This window comes from Microcoleus vaginatus HSN003, assembly GCF_022701255.1.
Classification (GTDB): Bacteria; Cyanobacteriota; Cyanobacteriia; order Cyanobacteriales; family Microcoleaceae; genus Microcoleus; species Microcoleus vaginatus_B.
Genome location: NZ_CP031705.1, coordinates 4,794,620 through 4,818,298, shown reverse-complemented (window position 1 = coordinate 4,818,298; position 23,679 = coordinate 4,794,620). Strand labels below are relative to the sequence as shown.

General features: G+C 45.3%; 16 protein-coding genes and 1 tRNA gene. 4 read left to right on the top strand and 13 right to left on the bottom strand.

All coding sequences use genetic code 11. The annotated features are described in order from the left end of the window. Positions 1–121 precede the first annotated feature (121 nt). The 3 genes from D0A37_RS20945 to D0A37_RS20935 all read right to left on the bottom strand — a co-directional run bounded on the left by D0A37_RS20945 (position 122) and on the right by D0A37_RS20935 (position 1,729). Positions 122–520 carry an alr0857 family protein gene (locus D0A37_RS20945; RefSeq protein ID WP_242717213.1) on the bottom strand — a complete coding sequence of 133 codons (399 nt, stop codon included), beginning with the start codon at positions 518–520 and terminating at the stop codon, positions 122–124. 226 nt (positions 521–746) lie between these two features. Then, positions 747–1,262: an HNH endonuclease gene (locus D0A37_RS20940; RefSeq protein ID WP_242717210.1), complete on the bottom strand. Its 516-nt coding sequence runs from the start codon at positions 1,260–1,262 to the stop codon at positions 747–749. A gap of 212 nt (positions 1,263–1,474) precedes the next feature. Beyond that, positions 1,475–1,729, bottom strand: a complete 255-nt coding sequence (locus D0A37_RS20935) for a hypothetical protein (protein ID WP_242717209.1) — start codon at positions 1,727–1,729, stop codon at positions 1,475–1,477. A 93-nt stretch (positions 1,730–1,822) separates the two neighbouring features. Between D0A37_RS20935 and D0A37_RS20930 the strand changes: the two genes are divergently transcribed. Both D0A37_RS20930 and D0A37_RS20925 read left to right on the top strand, forming a co-directional pair. Then, positions 1,823–2,158, top strand: a complete 336-nt coding sequence (locus tag D0A37_RS20930) for a ribbon-helix-helix domain-containing protein (protein WP_039886507.1) — start codon at positions 1,823–1,825, stop codon at positions 2,156–2,158. A gap of 552 nt (positions 2,159–2,710) precedes the next feature. Continuing rightward, complete coding sequence (locus tag D0A37_RS20925) at positions 2,711–4,135, top strand: D-alanyl-D-alanine carboxypeptidase (RefSeq protein ID WP_508632738.1); 1,425 nt, start codon at positions 2,711–2,713, stop codon at positions 4,133–4,135. Between the two features lie 354 nt (positions 4,136–4,489). On the opposite strand, the gene D0A37_RS20920 is transcribed toward D0A37_RS20925, so the two are convergent. Then, on the bottom strand, positions 4,490–5,620 hold the full coding sequence (locus tag D0A37_RS20920) for an N-acetylmuramoyl-L-alanine amidase-like domain-containing protein (protein ID WP_242717207.1): 1,131 nt from the start codon (positions 5,618–5,620) through the stop codon (positions 4,490–4,492). A gap of 155 nt (positions 5,621–5,775) precedes the next feature. Here D0A37_RS20920 and D0A37_RS20915 point away from each other — a divergent pair, with 155 nt between their 5' ends. Continuing rightward, positions 5,776–7,053 carry a serine hydrolase gene (locus D0A37_RS20915; RefSeq protein WP_242717205.1) on the top strand — a complete coding sequence of 426 codons (1,278 nt, stop codon included), beginning with the start codon at positions 5,776–5,778 and terminating at the stop codon, positions 7,051–7,053. A gap of 479 nt (positions 7,054–7,532) precedes the next feature. On the opposite strand, the gene D0A37_RS20910 is transcribed toward D0A37_RS20915, so the two are convergent. Further along, positions 7,533–7,604 (bottom strand) — tRNA-Gln (locus D0A37_RS20910). A 101-nt stretch (positions 7,605–7,705) separates the two neighbouring features. Beyond that, positions 7,706–10,510 (bottom strand): GAF domain-containing protein, encoded by a 2,805-nt coding sequence (locus tag D0A37_RS20905; protein ID WP_242717202.1) that lies wholly within the window; start codon positions 10,508–10,510, stop codon positions 7,706–7,708. Positions 10,511–11,251: 741 nt separating this feature from the next. Here D0A37_RS20905 and D0A37_RS20900 point away from each other — a divergent pair. Then, a complete protein-coding gene (locus D0A37_RS20900) occupies positions 11,252–11,638 on the top strand; it encodes a response regulator (RefSeq protein WP_242717200.1) in 387 nt (128 codons plus the stop codon). Positions 11,639–11,781: 143 nt separating this feature from the next. Here D0A37_RS20900 and cheB read toward each other — a convergent pair whose 3' ends face one another. The 7 genes from cheB to D0A37_RS20865 all read right to left on the bottom strand — a co-directional run bounded on the left by cheB (position 11,782) and on the right by D0A37_RS20865 (position 23,555). After that, complete coding sequence (gene cheB / locus D0A37_RS20895) at positions 11,782–12,867, bottom strand: chemotaxis-specific protein-glutamate methyltransferase CheB (RefSeq protein ID WP_242717198.1); 1,086 nt, start codon at positions 12,865–12,867, stop codon at positions 11,782–11,784. Between the two features lie 258 nt (positions 12,868–13,125). Then, on the bottom strand, positions 13,126–15,621 hold the full coding sequence (locus D0A37_RS20890) for a hybrid sensor histidine kinase/response regulator (protein WP_242725672.1): 2,496 nt from the start codon (positions 15,619–15,621) through the stop codon (positions 13,126–13,128). 73 nt (positions 15,622–15,694) lie between these two features. After that, complete coding sequence (locus D0A37_RS20885; RefSeq protein WP_242717196.1) at positions 15,695–16,528, bottom strand: cache domain-containing protein; 834 nt, start codon at positions 16,526–16,528, stop codon at positions 15,695–15,697. A 331-nt stretch (positions 16,529–16,859) separates the two neighbouring features. Further along, a complete protein-coding gene (locus tag D0A37_RS20880) occupies positions 16,860–18,323 on the bottom strand; it encodes a methyl-accepting chemotaxis protein (RefSeq protein ID WP_242717194.1) in 1,464 nt (487 codons plus the stop codon). 258 nt (positions 18,324–18,581) lie between these two features. Next, positions 18,582–19,712, bottom strand: a complete 1,131-nt coding sequence (locus tag D0A37_RS20875; RefSeq protein ID WP_242717192.1) for a chemotaxis protein CheW — start codon at positions 19,710–19,712, stop codon at positions 18,582–18,584. Positions 19,713–19,715: 3 nt separating this feature from the next. After that, positions 19,716–21,386, bottom strand: a complete 1,671-nt coding sequence (locus D0A37_RS20870; RefSeq protein WP_242717190.1) for a CheR family methyltransferase — start codon at positions 21,384–21,386, stop codon at positions 19,716–19,718. Between the two features lie 402 nt (positions 21,387–21,788). After that, positions 21,789–23,555, bottom strand: a complete 1,767-nt coding sequence (locus D0A37_RS20865; RefSeq protein WP_242725669.1) for a R3H domain-containing nucleic acid-binding protein — start codon at positions 23,553–23,555, stop codon at positions 21,789–21,791. Positions 23,556–23,679 lie beyond the last annotated feature (124 nt).

Below are 23,679 nucleotides of genomic sequence, written 5' to 3'. Positions count from 1 at the left end.
TCCTTCTTCCTTCAACATCGGATCTTATATCGTTTTCGGTTGCATCGGTATTGTTCAAACAGTCAACAGTCAACAGTCAACAGTCAACAGTCATCTCTCCTGAGTGCAACCGGAATTGATATTAATCCCCGACTTCCCCGACAACCTCCGCAGCAGCCTGAGTTTCGAGCCAGAGTTTGAGCAGCAAGAGCTCCGCCCGATCGCCCAACACAGTCGCAAACACCCCATCAGCCCCCTCAGACGCGCCAGAAATCCACGTACCGCGCAGAGTCACTTCTACAAACTCAGCATCAGCAACACAAAGCTCGATCGCATCGTTGTCGTCTCGGCGGGCCTCAGATTCCAACAGAGACAGCGCCGGCAAATTCGCGGGCAGCAAAAATGCCGCAGTGCTCGGTTCGACGCTGATGCTTTGACCAACTCGCATAGCCAGCACAACTCGCAGCGCCACTAACTGTTCGGGAGATTGAGCCAAACGCTCCAGGTTAAAGCCCGTTTCAGTGTAAGTCAACTTCAGCATATTGACAGCCCTAAATTTGGAATTGAAAGTTGAAAATTGGTAATTGAAAATTGGTAATCGGGAATTGGGGATTGGGAATTGGGGATTGGGAATTGGGCCTCGGATAGGTCGGAATGAAAAGTTTGCTATTCCGACCTAAAATCCTTTTCAATTACAGGACTTAATTAGCTATTAACTATTAGCTATTACCAATTACCAATTACCTGTTTGGCCCATGCCCCATGCCCTATTCCCCTATTTGGTATTCGTGCCAAAACAGTTCGGCAAAAGCAACAGTGGGGTGTATAGGAGCCTTCGGCTTAGTTCGCAGAGTCATTCCAGCTTCTATGGGAGTTCGATCGCCCTTACGAGAATTGCACCGTTCGCAAGCAGTCACCACGTTGTCCCAAGTATGCGGGCCGCCCTTTGATCGAGGCATCACGTGATCCAGCGTCAAATGCCGATTGCTACCGCAGTATTGGCAAGAATGAGCGTCGCGGCGCAGAACTTCCCGGCGATTGACCGGGGGCACTTTCCAAAGGCGTTCCCTGTTACCAAAAGTCAAGCGGATTTGTTCGGGTACGTGGATGCTGGTGCTGGGCGATCGCACCAGCCAGCCGTTGCCGATGCTAAAATCGAGAGGTTCAGCCTTGCCTGTTACCAAAAGTACGATCGCCCGTTTGATGTTGACACGGCTCATTGGTAGGTAATTCTGAGAAAACACCACCACAGATTGCCTCAATACATCAGTTACTACGGTCACGGCTTGCTCCTCCTCATCAATTTTGGATTTTAGATTTTGAATTTTGAATTTTGCTTGCTTCGTCAGCATTGGCTACATCTGGTTTTTTCCCAGTTCCCCAAGCGGATCGAATTTCTCAAATATCCAATCAAATGCCCCCGCTTCTCTTACTTAGAAGCGGGGGCTAGAAAAACTGCTAAAGGCAAATTTTCATCCTGTCTTGGTACAGTCGTTTAGCTGTACCTCCCGCTTCGCGTATCTCGATATGGCTGTGCCACTCGCAGACCGTCATGGTCTACCTCGTTGTAATTAATTTCTGCAATTTCTCCTAATCCACTATAACCGTGTTTATTTAGGCCCAAGCCCGCCCACGAGGTCGCTGCGACAGTCGCCAAACCCGTCCTAAAGACGTGCTGTAACGACTGGGAGTGACCCGTGGGGCGATCGCACTTCAGTTGATAGTTGGAGTAGGTGGGGAGAAATTTCACTGTCGGCAGAAGGTGGTTAAGAGGCTTTCAATCTAGCTGTAAACATACTACACTGATATTACACATATGTCCACCCGTCACGGAGAAAAAATTATGCATACCCTACCTAGAACCTCAACCACCGAAATGGAAGTCACCAGCATTCGACTCGAAAGAGAACTCAAAGAGAGACTTAAAGAGCTCGCGGGTAATCAAGGCTATCAAGCTTTGATTCGAGATTTGCTCTGGAATTACGTGCAGCAGAAGTCTGGAGAGTATCGGCAGATGTTTTCTCGATCGGATATTCGAGCCAGCATTAATGCCACAGCACAGCAGGAGGAACGCTGCGCGCTTACAGGAGAGTTGATTCGACCGGGCGGGCCGATGTTATTAGGGTTGACGATGCACGGCGAAATGGTGCCACTGAGTATAGGGAGTATGGCTGGATAAACCAGTTTATCGAAAATTTGTGAGAGCGATCGGCCTGGGGTGAAGGCCCCAGGCGCTGAAGATCAGACTATTTTAGATTTTAGATTTTAGATTTTAGATTTTAGATTTGGGAATGGCTTATAAGATAAGGGTTGGGAGCTTGCCTAGAGTTGCATTGTTTTTGGGAACTGGTATAAAAAGACTTCGGACAGTTGTTGAGTGCCAACCGTAGAATAAGGATTTCAAGGCGATTCGGCAATCGAACTACCAACTGACATCTTGCACCATTTTCCATAAGCTTTTTATGGGCGGGATCTCCTGTCCACCCCACAAGAAAATGCACTTGTTGTGGAACAGGTATCTTGCCTGTTCTTGAGAATGATGCAAGATGTGAGCTACCAACGAAAAATCGAGGGTTTCAGGCTACGAACTAAAAACACTCCGGACTATTGGTATAAAGTTCCGCAGTCTTTAAACAATCTCTATTTAACGAACCGCGAAGACGCAAAGAACGCGAAGGAAGATGGAGAAGAAGATAGCTAATGTTAGCAGTTCGCAATTCTGGTAACGCAGATGCGGACGCTCCACAACGCGCTGGCTAGTGCTAAAATTTCCATCGGGCGTGCCGAACAGACGATCGTACATTTGATGAAAAAAATTAAAGTAATGCTAAAAAACCGCTACTTGACTGCTGCGAGTTCGATCGCCCTTCTCACAATTATTGCCGGATGTACAGCTACTGAATCACCTCAACTTGCATCTCCCTCTCCGGTAGCTGAATCTTCTCCGCCCCCAGTTAAACCAAGTCAGTCTCAGCCCTTAATAGTCTCTGTTAGCAATCCCGAAACCGCCACAAATACCAAAATTCAGCAATATCTCAACGGCTTAACAGCACAAGGTTATGCCAAAGAAGACCAAGGGATCTGGATGCAATCGGGCAATACTTTGTTAGCCAATCATCAAGGTACAGTTCCTCTGTCAGCCGCTTCTCTTACCAAAGTAGCAACATCTCTGGTAGCCCTGCAACAATTCGGGCCGGAACATCAATTTATCACCTTAATTGGTACAACCGGAAAAATAGAAAACGGCGTATTAAAAGGCGATTTAATTGTTCAGGGAAGCGCCGATCCGTTGTTTGTGTGGGAAGAGGCGATCGCCCTCGGTAACGCCTTAAATCAAAAAGGGATCAAGCGAGTCACTGGCAGTTTGATAATTGTCGATAAGTTTTACATGAACTTTGAACTTGAGCCCCTCAAATCGGGAGAATTGCTCAAACAAGGATTGAACAGTGAAATCTGGCCCAGTGAAGCCGCCGCCCAGTATCAAACACTGCCTCCAAATACGCCGAAACCCCAAATAGCAATTGAGGGTACTGTAAAAGTTTTGTCAGCACCTCCCAATGACGTGCAGCCTTTAGTCAAACATTATTCTTTGCCCCTTGCCGAACTGATCAAAAAAATGAATCAGTACAGCAACAATCTCATGGCAGATATGCTAGCGGATACTGTCGGTGGCGCCAAAACTGTCGCGCAAAAAGCAGCAGCAGCAACCGGAGTTCCTCCCGCAGAAATTCAACTCGTCAACGGTTCGGGATTGAGCGAAGAAAATCGCATTTCTCCCCGGGCTGCTTGCGCGTTGTTTATAGCTTTAGAACGCTATCTTCAACCTTACAGCATGACAGTTGCGGATGTCTTAACTGTAGTTGGGAAAGATAAAGGCATACTGTCAGAACGGCCGCTTCCCCAATTAGCAGTAATCAAATCTGGCACGTTGGATAATGTTAGCGCTTTGGGCGGAGCCCTGCCAACTCAAAAACAAGAAACAGTGTGGTTTGTGATTATGAATCGCGGGCCTAATGTCGAGACATTTCGCACTCAGCAAGAGGTTTTGCTGAAAAGCTTTGTGGATGAGTGGGGAAGTGTTCAAGTTTCGCCGCCGGAATTAACGCCAAATCCTGCTAGAAGTAGTAAGGTATCTCGCAGCGAAATTGTTCAATAAAGTTTTAGTTCGCGATCGCAAATGTCACAATAGTTAAAGATTTTTTTAGGTATGTTGTTGCGCTTGAGCGCTCTTTCATATACCTTAAGAGCGCGAATTAAATAATTTACACAAGTGTGTGGGGTGGGCGTCCCGCCCGCCCTTTCTGGACGGGCGGGACGCCCATCCCGCAAGAACCATCAAATTTGTAAGTTATTTAATTCTCATTTTTTAAGAGCGCTCAAGCGCAACAACATACCTTTTTTAAGGTGCCAGTGGCGTCCAGGGCTGAGTTTGTAGGGTGCGTCAGCACAGAGATTTTAAATTTTCAGCTAAAATAATGCAAGCTGTCGCACCCTAGGAGTACAAACTAATTTAATCAGGTGTTTTCGCCCTAGCGACTACTATGCCGATCGCACTTTCGACTCTGCTAATATATCTCTGCAAGTCGTAAGCAACTGTCACCTCCCCAGCCGGCGAAGCGTGAATTAAACCCATATTACCGTCAGCATTGCGGTAGACTAAACCGGTGTGGGTGACATCCAATCCTTTAACATCCGTCGCTACCGCTACGATATCCCCGGGTTTTAACTGAGAATAAACACGTTTTATCTGATTTGTCGGGATGTAATTAACAGTAGTTTTGGCTAAGTCTGCTTCTTGGCTGACTATGCACTGATAAGTCGCTTCGTCTTTAACCATTTGCGGGTAACTGCTGCGGTGCTGACTCATGAAATTTAGTGTTTTATTCATGGGAACTCCACCTAATTCAGCGGTGATATTTTCCACTGTTTGCCGTTTTTGATTGTCGTTAATCCATTCGGAAAAATAATGCAATCTGCTGCAATAACCGTTGATTTTACCGTTTAAATACCGCTGTTGTTCTATGCGATTGACAAAATTTTGATAGTCATAATCTTGTACTGCTACGCCCCTGGCGATCGCCAAAACCGTTTCTACAAACAAAACGCAATCAAATTTATTCAAAGTTATAATCAACTTTTCTTCGCCGGATTCGTCCAGCAAACCAGCGGCGTAGGGCTTTCCTAGGAAATTATCGGCGATCGCCTGGACGATTTCTCCGATCGAGCGATCGTGCAAATTTTGTTGTTTTGCATACTGTACAACCTGTTCAAAACGTGCTATGTCTTCTGGTTGTGCAGCGGTTTCTCTCTCCGTATTATTTGAGTCCGATCCTCTCGCCAGCACCTTCAGCAATTCGGAATAGGAAATTTCCGCTAACTTGTTGAAGTCCCACAACATACTCGGAAAACTGGAAACAGTTTGCTTGTTTGTTACTTCCACATTTTCGCTTTCTCCCGTCAAGGAAAACGCTACATCCGCGCCCTGTCCCGCTGTTTGTCGCTCAACAACATATCCCGTAGCAGATTGAGGCTGAAATGCCCAAACATCAGGTATCAAAGAATTATTCACGCCGACGATCGCAAATCCCAAAACAGCCAGACTCCAAAAATTTCTCATGTTTTTCAAAGGATTTTGCTTCAACTCAGTGTTATCCTGAAAATTTTACAATTACTAGAAGTCTCAATCAGCCTAGTAGACAGATAAAATTGGCAACAGCGGACTAGATCGATACCCTTGTCATTTAGATGCCGCCCTATTATAAACTGATCGTGCGAGTTTGATAGCACAAAACTGTAATGCAAGTAGAACGCCGACGCCGCCCACGCCCAATTCCCCCCCGACGCCCAATCGATCCCCTAGGCCCGATCGGGCCACGACGCGAAAGCAGCCAGCGTCCTGTTCAATCCCGTCGTCGAGCCAGGACGAAATTTGCTCGCTTAAAGTACCGTAACATCCTGTGCTTAATTGCCGGGGCGATCGCGATCGGTTGGATTGTCACAATACCGTTCAGAATTCGCCGTCCCCCAGAACCGCCAGTCATCTTGGCTCAACAGGCCGTCTCGCCTCAAGAAGCACTCTCGCCTCCGACAATTGAACCCTCGGAAAATTTAGCCGCTCGTCAAAGCGAGCCTACCTTTAGCTACAACATCAAAACACCTCCCAATCCCGTTTACTCTCAAGAATTGCAAGGGATTGTTGATGAAGCTGTGAAGATTGCAACCAGCAAAGGATTGCCTGCAGAACGGCTATCAATTACCTTATTTGATGTCAGCAACCCTAAAAGTCATACCTTTGCCGGATATCAAAATCAAACTCTCCGATTTCCCGCTAGTGTTGCCAAGTTATTTTGGATGGCAGCCTTTTACTCAGCCCTAGAAAAAGGCATCATTACGCAACGAGAAGCGGCCTTTAAAAACGACCTCGATCAAATGATTCGCATCTCCAACAACGATTCTGCCAGCCGACTTTTAGACAAAATCACAGATACAAAATCCGGGGGTAGGCTCGCGGGAGAAGAGTTGCAAACCTGGCTGAAAAAGCGCAATCAAATTAACACATTTTTTCAATCTGCTGGATACAATGATATTCGTATAACCACCAAAAATTATCCCATACACTATTTAAAACAAGAACAGCCCATCGGTCGCGACTTGCAATTGCGGGGCGATCCTTCCCAGCCGATTCGCAATCAAGTAACTACCGACCAAGCCGCCAGATTAATATATGAAATCTATACTAGGCAAGCCGTTTCCACTGTCGCCAGCCGTAAAATGGCTTACTTGCTGACGAGAGACTTAGACCCCAAGGCCTGGAAAAATGACCCTAGCAATTCGATACAAGGATTTCTGGGCGAATCTTTACCAACTAATATTTATTTTGGTTCCAAAGTTGGCTATACCTCTGGTTCCCGCAGCGAAGCGGCATTTGTTAGAACTTTAGACGATCGCGCGATTTATATCTTAGTTGTTTTTGCAGACGATCCGGCTTATTCCAAGGACGAAACAGCATTTCCGGCAATTTCCCGATACGTTTTCGATCAACTAAATGCTCGCGGCCCCAGCAGTTTGCAGTGATATTGACTGTTGACTGTTGACTGTTGACTGTTGACTGTTGACTGTTGACTGTTGACTGTTGACTGTTAGTCGAAAAACTGAAGGATGGTGGGTATCAAATCCGGTAGGATCGGAATTATTCATCTCTCTGTTCTCTTCCTCTGTATTCTCTGCGTCAAGAGCGGTTTAATCATTCCAATGCAACCGGATTTGATAGGAGTGTTGAATGTTGACTCGATTTTACAATTCCGGCGCACTCAGAAGTGATATTACGCAAAAACCACAGTTTCTGCCAAAAATGGGCACTGACGACCAAAAAAACCAATTTCTTGACCACAAATCTACGCTTTTAGGCAAAATCCGCAGCAAGAAACCCGGTTTCTTATATCCTGTGAGCAAGCCCTAGTTAGGTTTGTAGTTATGAAGTGCGTCTTCTCTCGTCGCCTTTGGGCAGACTAGAAACAATCACTTAAACAATTGATTGACCGGAAACAATTTAACTGGGGCGAAAGGATTCGAACCTCTGAATGGCTGGACCAAAACCAGCTGCCTTACCACTTGGCGACGCCCCAACGTCTTAACCTTCACTATCTTAGCATTCAAACACAGCAATCTGTCAAGCATTTTGACAATAAAATTTAAAAAATCTTTTTGAAACCGATCGCCGGCCGGTTTATTCTTTGACCGCAGGGGGGCGAGCTACCGGGATTTCAATCCTGAAATCTGCTCCCTGTCCGGGTTTCGAGATACAGTTCAAGCTTCCTCCGTGTTTTTCCACCACAATTTGGTAGCTGATAGACAAGCCGAGCCCCGTACCCTTGCCCACAGGTTTAGTGGTAAAGAAAGGGTCAAACAAGTGGCATTTAGCTTTTTCGGCCAATCCCGGCCCGCTGTCTTGAATCCGAATCACCACAACTTGACCGCTCGACTTTCCTGACTCACCAGCCTCCGAGTTGGGGGCCACCACCGCCGTCGAGATTTTGATCGTCTTGGGTGAGGGCTGGTTTTCCAAAGAGTCGATCGCATTCGCCAAAATATTCATAAATACTTGGTTGAGCTGTCCGGGATAGCACTCTACCTTCGGCAAGTTGCCGTAGTCTTTAATTACCTCAATTTCCGGTATTAGCCCATTTGACTTCAAACGGCTCTGCAAAATCAGCAGCGTGCTGTCAATCCCTTCGTGAATGTCCACCAGCTTCATCTCTGCTTCGTCGTGCCGCGCGAAGTTCCGCAGAGACAGGACAATTTGGCGGATGCGTTCAGTTCCCATCTCTATTGAAGACAAAATTTTCAGCAAATCCGGCACCATGAAATCAACATCGATTTCTTCGTTTTTGTCGAGAATTTCGGGGCAAGGATCGGGGTAGTGCTTTTGATACAAGTGCAGCAAATCCAGCAAATTTTTCATGTACTGCTTGCAATAAGTCAAGTTGCCGTAAATAAAATTAACCGGATTGTTAATTTCGTGGGCGACGCCGGCGACCATTAGACCGAGAGAGGACATTTTTTCGTTTTGGATGAGCTGAGCTTCTTTCTGCTGCAACTGCTGCAAAGTTTCCGTCAGGTGGCGGGCTTGAGTTTGAGCGGCTAAGGCTGCCGCCCGGGTTTGGGCGTAGAGTTCGGCTTGGTCGATCGCGATCGCCAGTTGATCAACCACCGCTTGCAGCAATTCCACTTCGCTCGTCGCCCAGGAACGGTGGCTGCTGTAATGGTTACAAACTACAGCACCCATTTGACCGGAGCGAGTCTTGAGTGGCAGCAGCAGGTTAGAAACAATGCCGAGACTGGTCAAAAAATCTCGCGTGGGCGGTTCGATGCAGAGTGCTGTTGCCGCGTCCCCGATCCGGAGCGTTTGGCGGTGGCAAATTTTCTCCGCCAGCAGCGTTACTTGTTCGATCGGGTATTCTGTAAGCCGCTCTTTCAGTTCGGGATTTGCCGCCTCGTGGGTGATTGCAAAGCTTGGCTGCCCGTCTCGCGAGATGGAATACCACAAAAAGTAGCACTGGTCAACCTGCAACAAGCTGCGAATTTCGTTGACAGCCGTATCTAAAATTTTGTCGAGGTCGAGGGAATTCCGCATCTGGCTGGCGAGGCCGAAGAGCAGGCCTTCCCGGCGGCTCAACAATTCTTCTCGGGCCGTGATGCGATCGATCGCCACAGCTATGGCGTTAGCCATGCAGCTCAGAACTTCTAGCGCTCCCTCGCTTACCAAAGCGCTACTGCACAGAGCCAGCACTCCCACCAGGCGCTCCTCCACTATCAGCGGATAGGCAATGGCGCAAAGAGACGGGTTCGACAGTAGGCAGACAGGAGCCGTTTGGAGTTTTCCCGGTTCTGCTCGCACCCAATCTTCTATTTCCCGTTGCCACCCTTCGGTGCTGAGTCCTGAATCGGCCTGCAATTCTAACTGCTCTGTCTGTGGGTTGAAGGTCCAGATAGTCGCCTCTTTGGCGTCGAGGTAATCTACCATTGCCTCGGTGCAGCGGTTGAGGATGGGCGATATTTTCCCACCTTGTCCGAGGGCGGCACCGACTTTAGCTTGCAGAGTTCCCAAGCGCGATCGCTCTTCTAGCGACGGGGCCGTTAATTGGCGCTCATAGGTGTCCCGGGAGCTGACAACGATTTCTCGGATTTGTTTGGTATCGTCTGCACGCCCGATGCTCGCTGAAGTTTCCCACGAATATTGAGATTTGCCTGTTTCCTCCAGCGTCGGGAGCTTTTTTGCGTATATTCTCGTGCAGTTTTGTGGCGTCTGTACGGCACACAAGCTGGATGGGTTCGAGCCACGAACTAACTCGGAGATTTGCTCGCTGTCGGAGCTGATATCTTCTGCCTCTGGCAACTGTTTCTGAGCTTTGAGTAATTGCCAGCGCAGCTCCACCAAACTCGCAACTTGCCGACTCAAAGCTTGCAGACCTTCTATGGTTTCTTTTGTCAAGTCTCTCGGTACTGAGTCCATGACCGATAGCACTCCCAGCATCTGCCCATCTGAGGTCATGACTGGGATGCCGGTGTAAAATTTCACGAAGGGATAGAAAATCGTTAGGGGATGCTGGCCAAATCTCACGTCTGTGGAAGCATCTCCGACAATGGCGACGGGCGGTTCCCGAAACGAATTTGCAGGGGGTTCGATCGCAGATTCGGGAGCAACGGGCGGTTTTTCCAGGGGGATTGCCCGGTGAAATTCCGAGTTTGAGTTGAAGCCGACTGCCAACTCTTCGGGAGTTTGGTCGATCACGCGGGCGCAAAAATTCAGGTAACAGTGGGCCAAAGTTCGATCGATACCTAATTGCGATTTCAACCAGTGGCGGTTACCGTCAATCAAGCTCAAGAAAGCAATAGGAGTTCGGCTGATCAGAGCTGCCAAACCGACCAAATTGTCCAAGCAAGCGTCTGGAGCAGAGCCCAGAAGATGATATAAGTCAATGTTATGGAGCTTGAACACTTTTTTACCAAGAGGCAAGGGTGCTTTCATCATGTGTAACTGCCCGTCTAGTTGCTGGCAACCGCCCTTCCCAATACTTCCCTTGAAAAACAAGCTATGAATTCTGTGCTGGGAGACTCTGGGCGCAAGTTCGGCGCAGGTTGCTTGCGCCGAATTCAGACTAACCTCTTGACTGATCTGGAAACTTTTGAGTTATCGGAGTAAGAGCACCCCAGATCTAAGACTATATAAATTCTACTTCCAGTTGACTATGCTTTTGAATACCTCCGGCTCTCTAAATCTAAGAGCCTCTGTTGGGAGGAAGCAGCTTTCCAAAATATATGACTATTGCTTACCTAGAATTTTTTTATCAGTTTAATAGTATTTTAACAGACTTGTCTAATCGTGGGTAGCTGGCTTGCTGGTAGATTTAAATCAGGCGTTTGTGCCACAATACCTGGGTACTTTACCGAGCTGTGCCTTAGCCTGGAGTTTAACTACAGTTAGGAGATGAATTACAAAAGATTGCCAAGATGTTAAACTTTGTAACAATAGTTACTCAAACTCGACCTTCTAGGGTTTCTGGGCCCGGATGCACATTTTGCAAATGTTGTAATCGCCGATCGACCACTCTCCCAATCCCTTTTTTGGAGTTTGAGGTAAAAAAACCGGGGTAAAGTTTCAACTAACGCTCTAACGGGGTTAACAATTATTGTGTAGAGGCAACTCTCAAAAAATAACAGCCGGAAATATGTTTTGTATTTTCAAGAACTATAAATAAACAGGGAGAAGAATATGTCTGCAAGTAGCAGTCAAGTACCAACTATTTTGGCAGTTGATGATAGCGTCGTGATGCAAGGACTTGTTAAACAGGCCTTAAGCAAAGAGTTTCGAGTTCTCGTAACCGACAATGCAGTGGATGCTTTGTCAACGATTTATCACGAACAAATTTCTGTTTTGTTGCTGGATGTTTCGATGCCTGGTATTGACGGATTGGAACTCTGCCGGACGGTACGCAGTTTGCCTCAGTTTCAGAATTTGCCGATCATAATGCTGACAGCGCGAGATGGAGCCTTTGATAAGGTACAAGGGCGTTTGGCAGGAGCAACAGAGTATTTAACTAAGCCGTTTGATGCTGATAAGTTGCGGGAGGTAATTGGTAAGTTTATCAAAATCAAATAATCGGAATAAAAAATCAGTTTTGAGTAATTAATGAAGTAAATTGAGTAATTAATGAACTAAAAAGTTGCGATCGCGCTCTCTTATCCCCGATTTTTTTAACAAGTCCCGGATCGGGGTATTCTGCACTATTTGCGGGGTAAGTCCTAAATTTTTAATTTAGCCAGCAGTAAGGGAGCGATCGCACTGACAGGTAGAACATATTGGGCCGCACCGAGGGCGATCGCCTCCTTGGGCATTCCGAAGACAATGCAGCTAGCTTCGTCTTGGGCGATTGTCAAACCGCCCTGTTTAGCGATAGCCAACATTCCCTCAGCACCATCTCTACCCATTCCTGTGAGCAAAACTCCCGCTGCCCCGCGATTATAAAAATTAGCTACCGATTTAAATGTCACCGTTACAGAAGGGCAGTGTCCCGCGACATGACCAGCTTCTGAATAAACAAATCGCCCTTGAGAGTCCAATTCTAAATGACGTTTTTCTGGCGGGAAATAAACAGTCCCAGCTTGTGGCAATTCCCCAAAAGCAGCTATCTTAACAGGCAGTTTCGATTCCTTACCTAGCCAATCAACTAATCCTTGCAAAAAACCTTCACTGATGTGCTGGATGCAAATTACAGGCACTGGGAAACTAGCCGGAAGCTTAGCAATAATCGAGTAAAGCGCTTGCGGCCCCCCTGTAGAAGCCCCTATAGCCAATACTTTAATAGTTGGAGATTTAAGATTTTCGTTGGAAAACTTGTAATTAGCAACTGGTGATTGATTGATTTTTGAAATTTGATTATTATCTTCTGGGGGCATCGTTTTTTGATGCCGTGTAAATACTTTAACTCCGGAGAGTATTTTAACTTTAGCTATTAATTGATTGGCTAGACGCTCGTAATCTGATACCAAGCCGCCAATCGGTTTCGGAAAAACATCCAATGCACCAGCCTTTAAGACTTGAAATACATTCTGAGTATCCTTCGCTTGCACTGAAGCACTAATTACTAAAATTGGTAGCGGATATTTCTTCATTACTTCTTTCGTAAATTCTAATCCGTTCATTGGTGTCATGTTCAAATCTGTACAGATTACTTCGGGGTGAAGTTTCGGGATTAATTCTAGTGCTTCTAACCCATTGGAAGCGGTTCCTACAACTTTGATTTCGGGCGAGGAATCAAAAATTCGTTTGAGTACGATCGTAACTACTGGAGAATCTTCAACTAACAATAGTTTAATGGGCGATAACATCTGTTTGCTGGAAAATAGGGAATGGGAAATGGGGCACTTGTAAGTCCCTTCGACTTACTTACCTTCGGCTTCGTGAGCGGGCAAGCCGCGCACAGCGAGTGGCTAAGCTCAGTACAACTCGCTCAGGAACCGCAGAATCAAAGTATTGGGCATTGGGCATCGCTGCACTGGTAATTGTGCACTGGGTACTGGGTATTGGGCTTTGCTAATTGGTAGTAAATAACAAAGGCCTAATAACCAAGGACTAAGGACTCGTGACTAAACTAACCTTTTTAGTGTATCTACCAGCACATCTTGGTTGAAAGTCCCTTTAGGAATATAAGCATTTGCCCCCGCATCAGCCCCTCTTTTTCTATCTTCATCCGACGCCAAAGATGTAACTAAAATTATCGGCAACTCACTGTATTGTTTCTGCTCGCGAATCTTAATAGTCAGGGATAACCCATCTAAGTTGGGCATTTGTACGTCAGAAATCAAAGCATCAAAATCGCGAGTTTTCAATTTATGGAAAGCATCCAATCCGTCTACCGCAGTCACAACTTCGTAACCCGCACCTTCCAGGATGCGCTTTTCTTGAGTGCGCGTGGCGATCGAGTCTTCGGCTAATAGTATAACTTGTTTTCTGCTCGCAGTCTCAAGTTGCGATCGCGCACCAGAAACCCCACGGGACGAAACTTGCTGGCGTACAGATTTTATCAAATCGTGGGGATTGAGTACCATACAAACTTCCCCAGTAGCGAGAATTGTGGCACCGGAAACATTTCGCACCCGTTTCAGCAATTGACTTTGAGGTTTCATCACCACATCCTGTTCGTCTATCAAAGCATCTACAAATAATCCCAATCTTTCCTCCCCAACTTTCAAAACAATACAAGGCATTTTTGAATAATTTGAATTTAGGGATGTTTTTTGACCTTTTCTAAGAATTTCGCTGTTGGTTTCCTGTCTCAAATGCCGATTTTTTTCCGACCATTGTTTATGGTTAATTTCTAATAAATCTGCTAGATGAGCCACTGACAGAGGCTGGCCGTTTGAAAGTATAGTTTCCTTACCTTCTATAGCAAATATCTCAGACTGAGACACCTGTTTGGCCGTGTCTACAAACTCTACGGGCAGAGCATAAGGAATGTCTTCAACTACTACAATTAATACGTTGGCTGTAGCTAAAGACGTGCTGATTTGCAGCCTCAAAGTGCATCCCTTTCCCGGTAAAGACTCTACTTGAATACTACCTTTTAGGGCTTCAACATTAGTGCGAACTACATCTAAACCCACCCCGCGACCCGAGACTTCGGTAACAAATTTCTTGGTTGAAAAACCCGGAGCAAAAATTAGAGACTGTACTTGATTTGCGGTCATTTCTGCCAGTTGCTCAAGCGTACAAATATTACGTTTTACAGCAGTTTGTTTAATGCTTTCTAGATTTAGTCCCCGGCCATCATCAGCAACTTCAATAATAATATTGCTCGCAAGATTGTAGCCTTTTATTCGGAGAGTAGCCACGGGAGATTTACCTACTTTTTCACGCTCTTCAACAGTTTCAATCCCGTGGTCTATGGCATTTCTAATCATGTGCATTAAAGGGTCTTTCATTTCCTCTAAAATGCGTTTATCTGCTGTAGTTTCGCCTCCTTCAATCACTAATGCAACTTCTTTACCTTCGCGTTTCGCTAAGTCTCGTACAGTTCGAGGAAATAAATTAAAAATAGTAGACAAAGGCAGCAGTCTCAGAGTGCGAATTCCTGATTCTAATGCCTCAGCGATTAATTCGAGTCTGGCAGTATCTTCATAAACTCGGTTTTTCAAGCGGTTGACTAAAGTTCCGAGACGTTCTAAACGTTCTTCTGTACGTTGATAGTAATCCTGCAATTGGCGAAATTTACCGTTGGCTTTAATACCGTTTTCATCTATTTGCATCCGATCAACATTCAAGCTCGTTACAAAATCTTCTCTGCTCCACTCTTCCCACAAAGTTGTAATTTGTTCTATCTCTGCAACTCGGTGTCCTAGCCGAGTTTTTGTGACAGTAAGTTCTCCTGCTTGAGTCATTAAATCGTCTAAATTTTGAGTAGCAACGCGAATGGTTTCAATGCGGTAAGATGAGGTTGAGGATGCAGTAACTGCCGACTGCGAAGCCGACTCAGTGGTGGGCCCAGAAGGTGCAGGCAAGTTTTGAGCTTGCAGTAGAAATTCTGGCTGGGATTGTAGGGGTAAAAAAGAGGAATTTTTCTCTAAGTTAAGAACTTCAGAAGTTTCAACATTTGTTTCTACTTCTTGGGTAGGAGGCTCAGTAAATTGCGGTTCTACCAACGGTGGTTCTGGTACTTGTGAAGATGAGGTATCTACTCTTGAGGCGGCAGCCTGTGGCTGTGGCTGACTAGAAGCACCCATCATGTTAGCGAGCAGGTAAAAAGTATTAACGCCACAATCTTCGCCGGTAACGGCTTCGTTAACGAGTTTCCGCATGGCGTCTAAACCCTGCGAAAGTCGATCGCTAATATCCGAATTCAGTTGAGTTTCTCCCCGCTTGACACCTTCCAAAATATGCTCCATTTGATGAGCTAAATAGGCTACATTTTTTACTCCCAGCATCCCAGCATCCCCTTTAAGAGAATGGGTTTCCCGCAACAATTCTTCTAACTTAGCTAAGTCGCTTGGGTGCTGTTCTAAGTACAGCAATCCGTCGTCTAGTTTCTGTAAGTGTTCTTCACTAGCGACTTTAAATACATCTCTAAGTTCTTGATCTTCAATCATCATATATGTTTTTGAGTAATAGGTAATTGAGCAGGGCTGATGGGTAATTGGTAATGATAATTATGTTGAACCCTCAGCCGATTTCTTTAGCTACTATGTCGAATGAATAATCATTTTTGATGTTTTCGTTAGTTTTTAGATCAAATCCCCAGGCTTTTTTAGGATTGGGATGAGCCAGATAATACCCATCTTGATTTAAGATAAAAGATTTGTCGGAGAGTTCAGGATTGAAATTTTTCACCATATCGATAAGAGTGCTACCCAAAGCATTGCTAATCAAAAGGCTTTGTCTTTCTCCTTTGGTATTAAAAATTGGAGTTGCGTAACGAATTGTTGGCTTGTAAGGAATTTCGATTTTTCCGCCTTGCTGATTCAGATTTAAGGAAGACACATAGATTTCTCCTGGTTTTAGCTTCATAGTGGCCAGAAAGTAATCTCTGTCTGCTTTACTTTGTAGTTTAGAATCTAAAATAACGTTGATATTTGTGCTGTCAGAATCTAAGCGCACGATCTCCTTACCTTTGTGATCTATGTAACGCAATTGCATATAATATGGCTTAGCTTCCATCATGGACAAAAATGTGACTTGCATTCGCTCAACCCAATCTTTATAAGTTGAATTAGTGTTTTTGTCTCCTCCATTTCCTTCTTGAATTCTAATAATTCCCTGAACAGGGAGAGTTTTGCGGAGAAACGAAATTTTGGCTCTCCGATTTTCCCACTTGTTAATCATTTGAGAGGCCGTAGAATTTACACTGTCACTAAGGGTTATTAATGCTAAGTTGTGCAGTGCTTTTGTTGAAGAAGAAATTCCATACCAACCAACAATAGATACTGGAATCAAGGTACTTAAAATTAGGCGCAGCAGCAGTCGAGGCTGCATTTTTTGGAAAAAATTGTTAATCATTGGTTACGAGAAATCGGTTACTGGTAACTTGTACGCTGGCATAGTCTAAGTATAGGGAACTGGAAAATTGTACGATCGCGTAGCAGAAGTATAGGGAATAGGGAATAGGGAATTGTTAGTAAATAAAACATAGCCACTCACTAATAATAACTCACAAATAACAACTAACTACACGGCTGATTGGAGATTAGGTTCTGATTGACCGCAAAACCAGTTATTCCTACCGTTAATATCACGGGAATTGTACCGCGATTGATCGCCACAGCAATTGCTTTAATTCTTAAGGATATATTTAGCCTTTTTTGGGAACTACTCATAATTCATTCATCTCCTACAAAACTGCTTTCAAATCTAAGGCTGCTTCATTCAATTTTTGAGTGCCGACTTTAGTTTGACTGATACCGCAAGCGGTTTGGGCTGCGGCTTGATTGAGGGAGTTCATAGCTTGCACTACCTGTTCGATCGCGATCGATTGCTGTTTGGCATTTAGCGAAATTTGCTGAGAACTCAAAACCACATTGTTAATGGCATTGGCAACTCCTGCAAATGCTGCTGCGGTTTCTGAGGCAATATTCACGCCCGATTCCACTGTTTTAGTTCCTTCGTCTGTCACCATTACCGTTGAGTTAATCGCCCTTTGAATATCACCAACTAATAGATTAATTTGCGCTCCTGACTTTTTACTGCGATCGGCAAGTTTGCGAATTTCTGACGCCACCACGCCAAACCCCTTGCCGTGTTCTCCCGCCCGCACTGCTTCAACAGCAGCATTGAGTGCTAACATATTAGTTTGATTGGCCAAATCGCTAACTACACTTGAGATATTACCAATGTGAGCTGTTTGTTCGCTCAACTCTATAATTTGTCCTTGGATATCCTGAACTTTAGTTTTCAGACTTGCCATTGCTTCTAAAGTTTGTTCTACAGCTTTTGTGCCACCTCCCGCTAAACTCAAAGCTTGCATTGCTTGAACCACGGCTGTTTCTATCTGCTGTGATGTCGCCCTTGAAGATGCTCCCAATTCGTCCATTGTAGTAGTAGTTTGATTTACTGAAGCTGCTTGCTGACTTGCCATACGTTCCTGTTCTTCGACGGTGGCTGCAATCTCAGTGGAAGAAGAGGCGATCGAGCTAATTGCCCGATCGATAGTTGCAACAATTCCTGACGAGATCAGCCCAGCCATACCCGCACCAAACAGCACTAACAGCACCGAAGCAACCAGCAGCGTCGATACCAAAAAGCTTAAAGCTTCCTTCGTCATTTTAGTTTTTTGGTTAACCAGATTTAATTCTGTTTCCCGAAATTCCCGGTTCACTTTCAAAAATTCTTCCACTACCTTTTTGTACTTGCCTGTATTAAATACAGCGATGGCTGCCGCTGTCTGATTTTGCAGCACTAAGCGAACAATGTCTTCGTTACAACCCTCATAATATTGCTGGACTAGCTTTTGCATCCTCTGCAAACGAATTCTCTGTTCGGGATCTTTAACGGTCGGCGCTACATTATCCGCCGACTGCTGAGCCAACTCTGCACCTGTGTGAAAATCAGTTAAAAAATCATTATTTTTATTAATTAAATATCCACGTAGCCCCCGTACCATTTGCTCCGCACCTAGGGATAGATTAGTTGTTTCTCCGAGTACGTTCTGTACCCTTTCCGTTTCTTGGAAAGTTTTAAACACCTGCTGTGTAGTAGCGATAACTATTACCGGAAACCCTAAGTATATAGCGGCTGGCGCTAGATATCCGAGCAGCATCTTGTTTCTAATGTTTAAGTTGTTTATTTTAGAAAACATATTTTTTTCCTTAATTTAAGCAAGTGCATACACGAATTAGATTTCTTTGCCAAATAGCGCTTTAAAAGCCGATTTGGTATAATTAACTTCTTTAGTCATGGACGCAGTTCAAGATACTTCTCTCATGCGGAGTCTCGCTCCTTACCAGTCCTGATCTGTGCGTTGGATCGGGATTGCGAAGGAAATGAAGTATCAAGCCAGATGCTTCACTTGACTCAGGATACATAGGCTTTGCGTAAGTCCTGTTCTTGATTTGATTCAAACCTCTTCATCAACAACTACTCCTCCTTTTGTCAGAAGTTTTTGCAAGTTCAGAATAGCCATCATTTTTTCCCCGTAAAGAGCTGTCCCCCTTAGATATTCGCGGTTTGCAGAATACAGTGCAGCCGGAACAGCCGCAATTTCCGACACATTTAAGTATATAATATCTAATATTTCGTCAACAATTATACCAGTAACAAAATCCCCAACTTCAACAACGATCGCCTTAGAGAGATAATTCGTATTCTCCAACATATTTAAAGACATATTTAAAACACTGCGAATATCAATTAGCGTCACAATTTCTCCCCGTAAATTTATATTTCCCACTATGCGATCGGGAGTGCAGGGAACCGGAGTTACTTGGTTAATCTCAGTAAATTCGCGCACTTGATCCAAAGGAAGACTAAAGTATTCACTATTCAAAACAAACACCGCCAAAGACATATTAATTGCAGCATCATTTTCCCCCTCGCCTTGCCGCCTCAAATTATTAGTCCGCGATTGAAAAATTGCTTTTTCTTCGGGGGTAGCGTGCGCGCAAAAAACGTGACGATTGCTCAAAATTGTAGGATTTTTGCCTAACAATTTTGCACTTATTTGCGAGTGTAAATTTTTCGTCTCTGCCTCACCTGCTGTTTCTTGATTACCTGCATTGCTTGGAGAAACAGACCAGCTTTCCTCTGACTTTTGGGGAGAATATCGAATTAAGTGATCGAGATTCAGCAGCATGATAATATCGGCTTCGCAGCGGGCAAGTCCAGCTACAAAATGATGAGAGACTTGTGAAGTCTCTCGCCCATAAGATAGCTGCGGAGTGATGGCATCTTGTGAGAGTTCCTTAACTTCGCGAACTTGATTGACAATTATACCGACTTTCGATTCTTGCCACTCGATGACGATCGTACTATCTGTCAGAGAATACTCCTGCCAAGCGTATCCAAAACGCAGATTCAGATCCATCACGGGCAGAATTTCGCCCCGAAGGTCGATCGCCCCCACAATATCTTGAGGTGCTTCTGCAATTGCTGTCAACTCCGGCAGAAAGAAAATTTCGCGAACATAACAGGCTTCTATACCGCAGAGAAAACCGTTCTGTTCAAAGATAAGATACGGTTTAGTTTCCATATTTTAGTGTACAGTTTCTTTAGTGTATAATCTTAACAATTTATTTTTAACATTCATCAGCACTTGACTAGCTGTCATTTTCCCCTGTGAATCTATGGGAGTGTTTGGCGGTAGTGCTTTCAGGATTTCACAAGATGAACTGTACATTTTAAGAGCTCTTTTTACTTGACCTTCTTTATTGTATATATTCCCTAGTTCTATATAAGCTGAAACAAAAGATGGACACATATAAATAGTCCTCTTTAATAAATTTTTTGCTGTTTCCAATTGCCCCTGTTCTTCAGCAATTTGAGCTTGTAAATAATCAGTGTATACTGATCCAGGCTCTACTTTCCTAGCTCGATTACAGTATTCTATTGCCTGAGAATAATTGCCTGCATTTGCCTGAACTTGAGCGATTAAAAAATAAGCATCAAAATTATGCCCCTGCAAGTCTATTGCCTCTTGTGCCTTGTTGATTGCCTCAGCATAATTGTGATCTTTAAATAATTTTTTAGCCTCTAAAATGAGTATTTTAGGCGTTTTATCTGGAGTATTTTCTGCTATTATTTTTTGTGTAACTGACAGGGCATTGTTCGGCAATCCGTCCTCCAGATAGCGAGAGCGCAGCATCTTCCCCAGCGGATTACTTATGTTTAATACGGGCGACATCTCGGGAAAATTGCTGTTAGTAGTAACACGAGGTGGCATCGTTTCCCTTGTTAGCAACTCACTACTATCATCGCCCATAGTATCTGCTTTCGGGAATTCCCGAAATGCCGAGTTGGCTTCCCCTACCGTCGCAACCCTAGACTCTATTTGACCGCCTTCCTCCGGTACTGCATCCCGACGCTGATACACCACCGACTCCGGGAAAATCTTGGATTCAAACTCGTTCATAATTTGACCGAAAACTTCAGCGTGACCAGTCATTAAATATCCTCCAGGTCTCAGGGTTTTGGAAAATTTTTTCAGTACCAGTGAAATATACTTATGTTCAAAATATACAAAAACGTTTCTACACAAAATTAAGTCTAGGTTATAAATATTTTGGTAAATATTAGGAAAATCATCTGTGATTAAATTTACACAGCTAAAGTTGACACTTTGGCGCAATTCTAGATTAATTTCCCAATCATTTTGCTTCTGATGAAAATACTGCTTTTGTATCTGCGGTTCAACCAAGCGAAACGACCAATGACTATAAACTCCTTGGGGCGCTTTTTTGATTACTTTTTCATTGATATCTGTACCTAAAATTAATATTTTCCAGTGTTCCCAATCGGGAATCAACTGTTTTAAAACAATAGCTAAAGAATAAGGTTCTTCACCGGTGGAGCAGCCCGCACTCCAGATTCGCAATGTCGGCTGCATTCCCAAGGTCTTGTGCAAGTTTCTTTTATGCTCTATCAATTCAGGAAAAATTACTTTTTTTAACAGAGCAAACTGCCCTTTATCTCGCATAAAATAACTTTCAATTGTTGTTAATAGCACTACTAATTCTGACCATTCATTTTTACTTTCAAAATTTTTGGCGGTTAAAAGTTTATAATATTTTTCCGGTTCTGCGATTTTTCTTGCTCTCATTCGACTCATGATTTTATGAGACAAACCAGCTCTATCTTGGGATCTGATTCGCACTCCAATTTCAGTAGTAATTAAGTTAATAAATAGCTGAATTATGGAATCATTCATGTCAACTCACGTAGATTCGTTTAATAATTGGGGAAGTGGCAACTTTTACTGAGCTGGTGCTGAGTTTGTGCTGAGCATAGTTGCTAGTCTGCGGCTCGTCCGTTCGCGAAGCCGCAGGGAGCCGAAGGGAAGTGCGTAGCTGAACTATTAGGAATTGGGGAACTTGTAAGCTCGTGTATTCCAAATATGGGGAATTGGGAATTATAAATTGGGAATTATAAATTGGGAATTTAGCCGATCGCATTAACAAGAACAGTGTCACACCACATCATATCAGAAACTTGCCAGCTACTCAAAAGAAAAAGGCAAAAGGTAAAAGACACAAGCCAGGAAAAAATTATCCCTTCTGCCTTCTACCTTCTGCCTTCTACCTTCTGCCTTCAAAAGCACTAATCTCCAACTTTAAGCTGGATATATCCGCAAGCGACGATTTGGTTCTTCCCCAAAACTGTGGGACTTCAGGTGATAGTGTTCCACAAGTTCGTGCTGCATTTTGCGGACGTTGGGAGAACGGGGCAGGAGTTCCACCGGCTGTCCCTTCGGAATGACAATTTGCTCGACTGCTAAGCGCGTTTCTTCCAAAGCTTCGAGCTCATCAGAAGAACCGCTGCGGGCGAATAAGGCGAGGTCTGCCACTTCCGGGGTGCCGGGGTCATCCATGTCTAACAGACGCCGCAAAGCTCTCGCTACGTGGGGAATAGTGCCGGCCTTAATTGTGTGCAGGGGAACTTGGCGAGTTTTGGCCAAGTGCCTCAATTTCGACTGGTTCCGAACGTTCGATCGCAAAGCCAAAACCACGTCAGCGCTCTCAATATCCTTCGTCAGCAGCACCGGCAGATTCAGCGTCGAAATCACTTGTTCGAGCTGGTGGCGAGGTATGCCGTAAGGATAAACGTGGAGGGGCAAATCTTCGCCGTTAGGGCCGACATTATGGGAATAGCGCCCGGGGTTGGGTACTGGTTCGACGGACAGCGATTCTTCGAGCAGTTGCTCGAAATACCGAGTCTCAGAAACCGGCGCGCTCTTAGGAGCTAAGTTCTCGCTGGGAGCGGGCATCGGCACCATTTTGCCAGCACTCCGCCACCCAGAGATCGGTGTGACGGGCCGCATTGCCGATACAGCAGCCGGGCCGGCGGAAGCTGGCCTCCCCGGAAACCGGGCGGGGGGAGCGGCTGAGTCGCGCTCGATAATTACTTCTCCTCTCTCGCTGACGCTTCTGATTTGCTGGTGCGGTTCGCGTCCCCGCAGCAGAGTGTCGATCGCCTCTGCAACTCGCTCGTGGATTACCCAGCGCTCGCGTTCGAGCATTTCGATGGCAATTTCAAAAGTTGGCGGTGCTTTGCGCTCCAAAACCGTCTTTTGAGAACCGCGCCGTCTTGCTTCGTCATCTCCCAGCGTCACCGCTTGGATGCCCCCAATTAAGTCTGCCAGAGTCGGGTTTTTCATCAAGTTTTCGATCCGGTTCCCGTGGGCGGTACCGACCAACTGCACGCCCCTTTCGGCGATCGTCCGAGCCGCCAAAGCTTCGAGTTCCGTGCCGATTTCGTCAATCACGATCACTTGCGGCATATGGTTTTCCACTGCTTCGATCATGACTTGGTGCTGGAGTTCGGGACGGGAAACTTGCATTCTGCGAGCTCTGCCGATCGCCGGGTGGGGAATATCTCCATCTCCGGCAATTTCGTTGGAGGTGTCGATGATTACCACCCGTTTTTCCAAGTCATCGGCGAGCACGCGGGCAATTTCCCGCAGGGCCGTGGTTTTGCCAACCCCGGGGCGGCCGAGCATCAAAATTGACTGACCGGTTTCCACTAAATCGCGGATAATGCCGATCGTCCCGAACACAGCGCGGCCCACCCTCAAAGTCAAGCCGATAATCTCGCCGCTGCGGTTGCGTAGGGCGCTAATTCGGTGCAGGGTTTGCTCGATACCGGCTCGATTGTCGCCGCCGAAGTGGCCGACTCGCTCGATGCAATAGTTGAGGTGCGCCTTGGAAACTGGCGTTTGAGAAAGAGGTTCGGCCAAGGATGGAAAACGAGCTTCAGGTTGGCGGCCCAAATCCATGACAATCTCAATGAGATTGTTGCGCTGCGGGTGCTGCTCTAAGGGCTGCCGGATCTCATCTGGCACGATGTCTAATAATCTGTTGAGGTCGTCTGTAATCTGCATTCGCCTCGATGTGTTCGGTGACGTTTTCAACTTTTTAGTCATTAGTCATTAGTCATTAGTCATTAGTCATTAGTCATTAGTCATTAGTACCAATGCCCAATTCCCAATGCCCAATGCCCAATTC

Bases quoted from the DNA above. Each gene is read 5' to 3' on its own strand.
- D0A37_RS20945 (WP_242717213.1), bottom strand. From the start codon at position 520: ATGCTGAAGTTGACTTACACTGAAACGGGCTTTAACCTGGAGCGTTTG.
- D0A37_RS20930 (WP_039886507.1), top strand. From the start codon at position 1,823: ATGCATACCCTACCTAGAACCTCAACCACCGAAATGGAAGTCACCAGC.
- D0A37_RS20925 (WP_508632738.1), top strand. From the start codon at position 2,711: ATGCGGACGCTCCACAACGCGCTGGCTAGTGCTAAAATTTCCATCGGG.
- D0A37_RS20915 (WP_242717205.1), top strand. From the start codon at position 5,776: ATGCAAGTAGAACGCCGACGCCGCCCACGCCCAATTCCCCCCCGACGC.
- D0A37_RS20905 (WP_242717202.1), bottom strand. From the start codon at position 10,510: ATGATGAAAGCACCCTTGCCTCTTGGTAAAAAAGTGTTCAAGCTCCAT.
- D0A37_RS20900 (WP_242717200.1), top strand. From the start codon at position 11,252: ATGTCTGCAAGTAGCAGTCAAGTACCAACTATTTTGGCAGTTGATGAT.
- cheB (WP_242717198.1), bottom strand. From the start codon at position 12,867: ATGTTATCGCCCATTAAACTATTGTTAGTTGAAGATTCTCCAGTAGTT.
- D0A37_RS20890 (WP_242725672.1), bottom strand. From the start codon at position 15,621: ATGATTGAAGATCAAGAACTTAGAGATGTATTTAAAGTCGCTAGTGAA.
- D0A37_RS20885 (WP_242717196.1), bottom strand. From the start codon at position 16,528: ATGATTAACAATTTTTTCCAAAAAATGCAGCCTCGACTGCTGCTGCGC.
- D0A37_RS20880 (WP_242717194.1), bottom strand. From the start codon at position 18,323: ATGTTTTCTAAAATAAACAACTTAAACATTAGAAACAAGATGCTGCTC.
- D0A37_RS20875 (WP_242717192.1), bottom strand. From the start codon at position 19,712: ATGGAAACTAAACCGTATCTTATCTTTGAACAGAACGGTTTTCTCTGC.
- D0A37_RS20870 (WP_242717190.1), bottom strand. From the start codon at position 21,386: ATGAATGATTCCATAATTCAGCTATTTATTAACTTAATTACTACTGAA.
- D0A37_RS20865 (WP_242725669.1), bottom strand. From the start codon at position 23,555: ATGCAGATTACAGACGACCTCAACAGATTATTAGACATCGTGCCAGAT.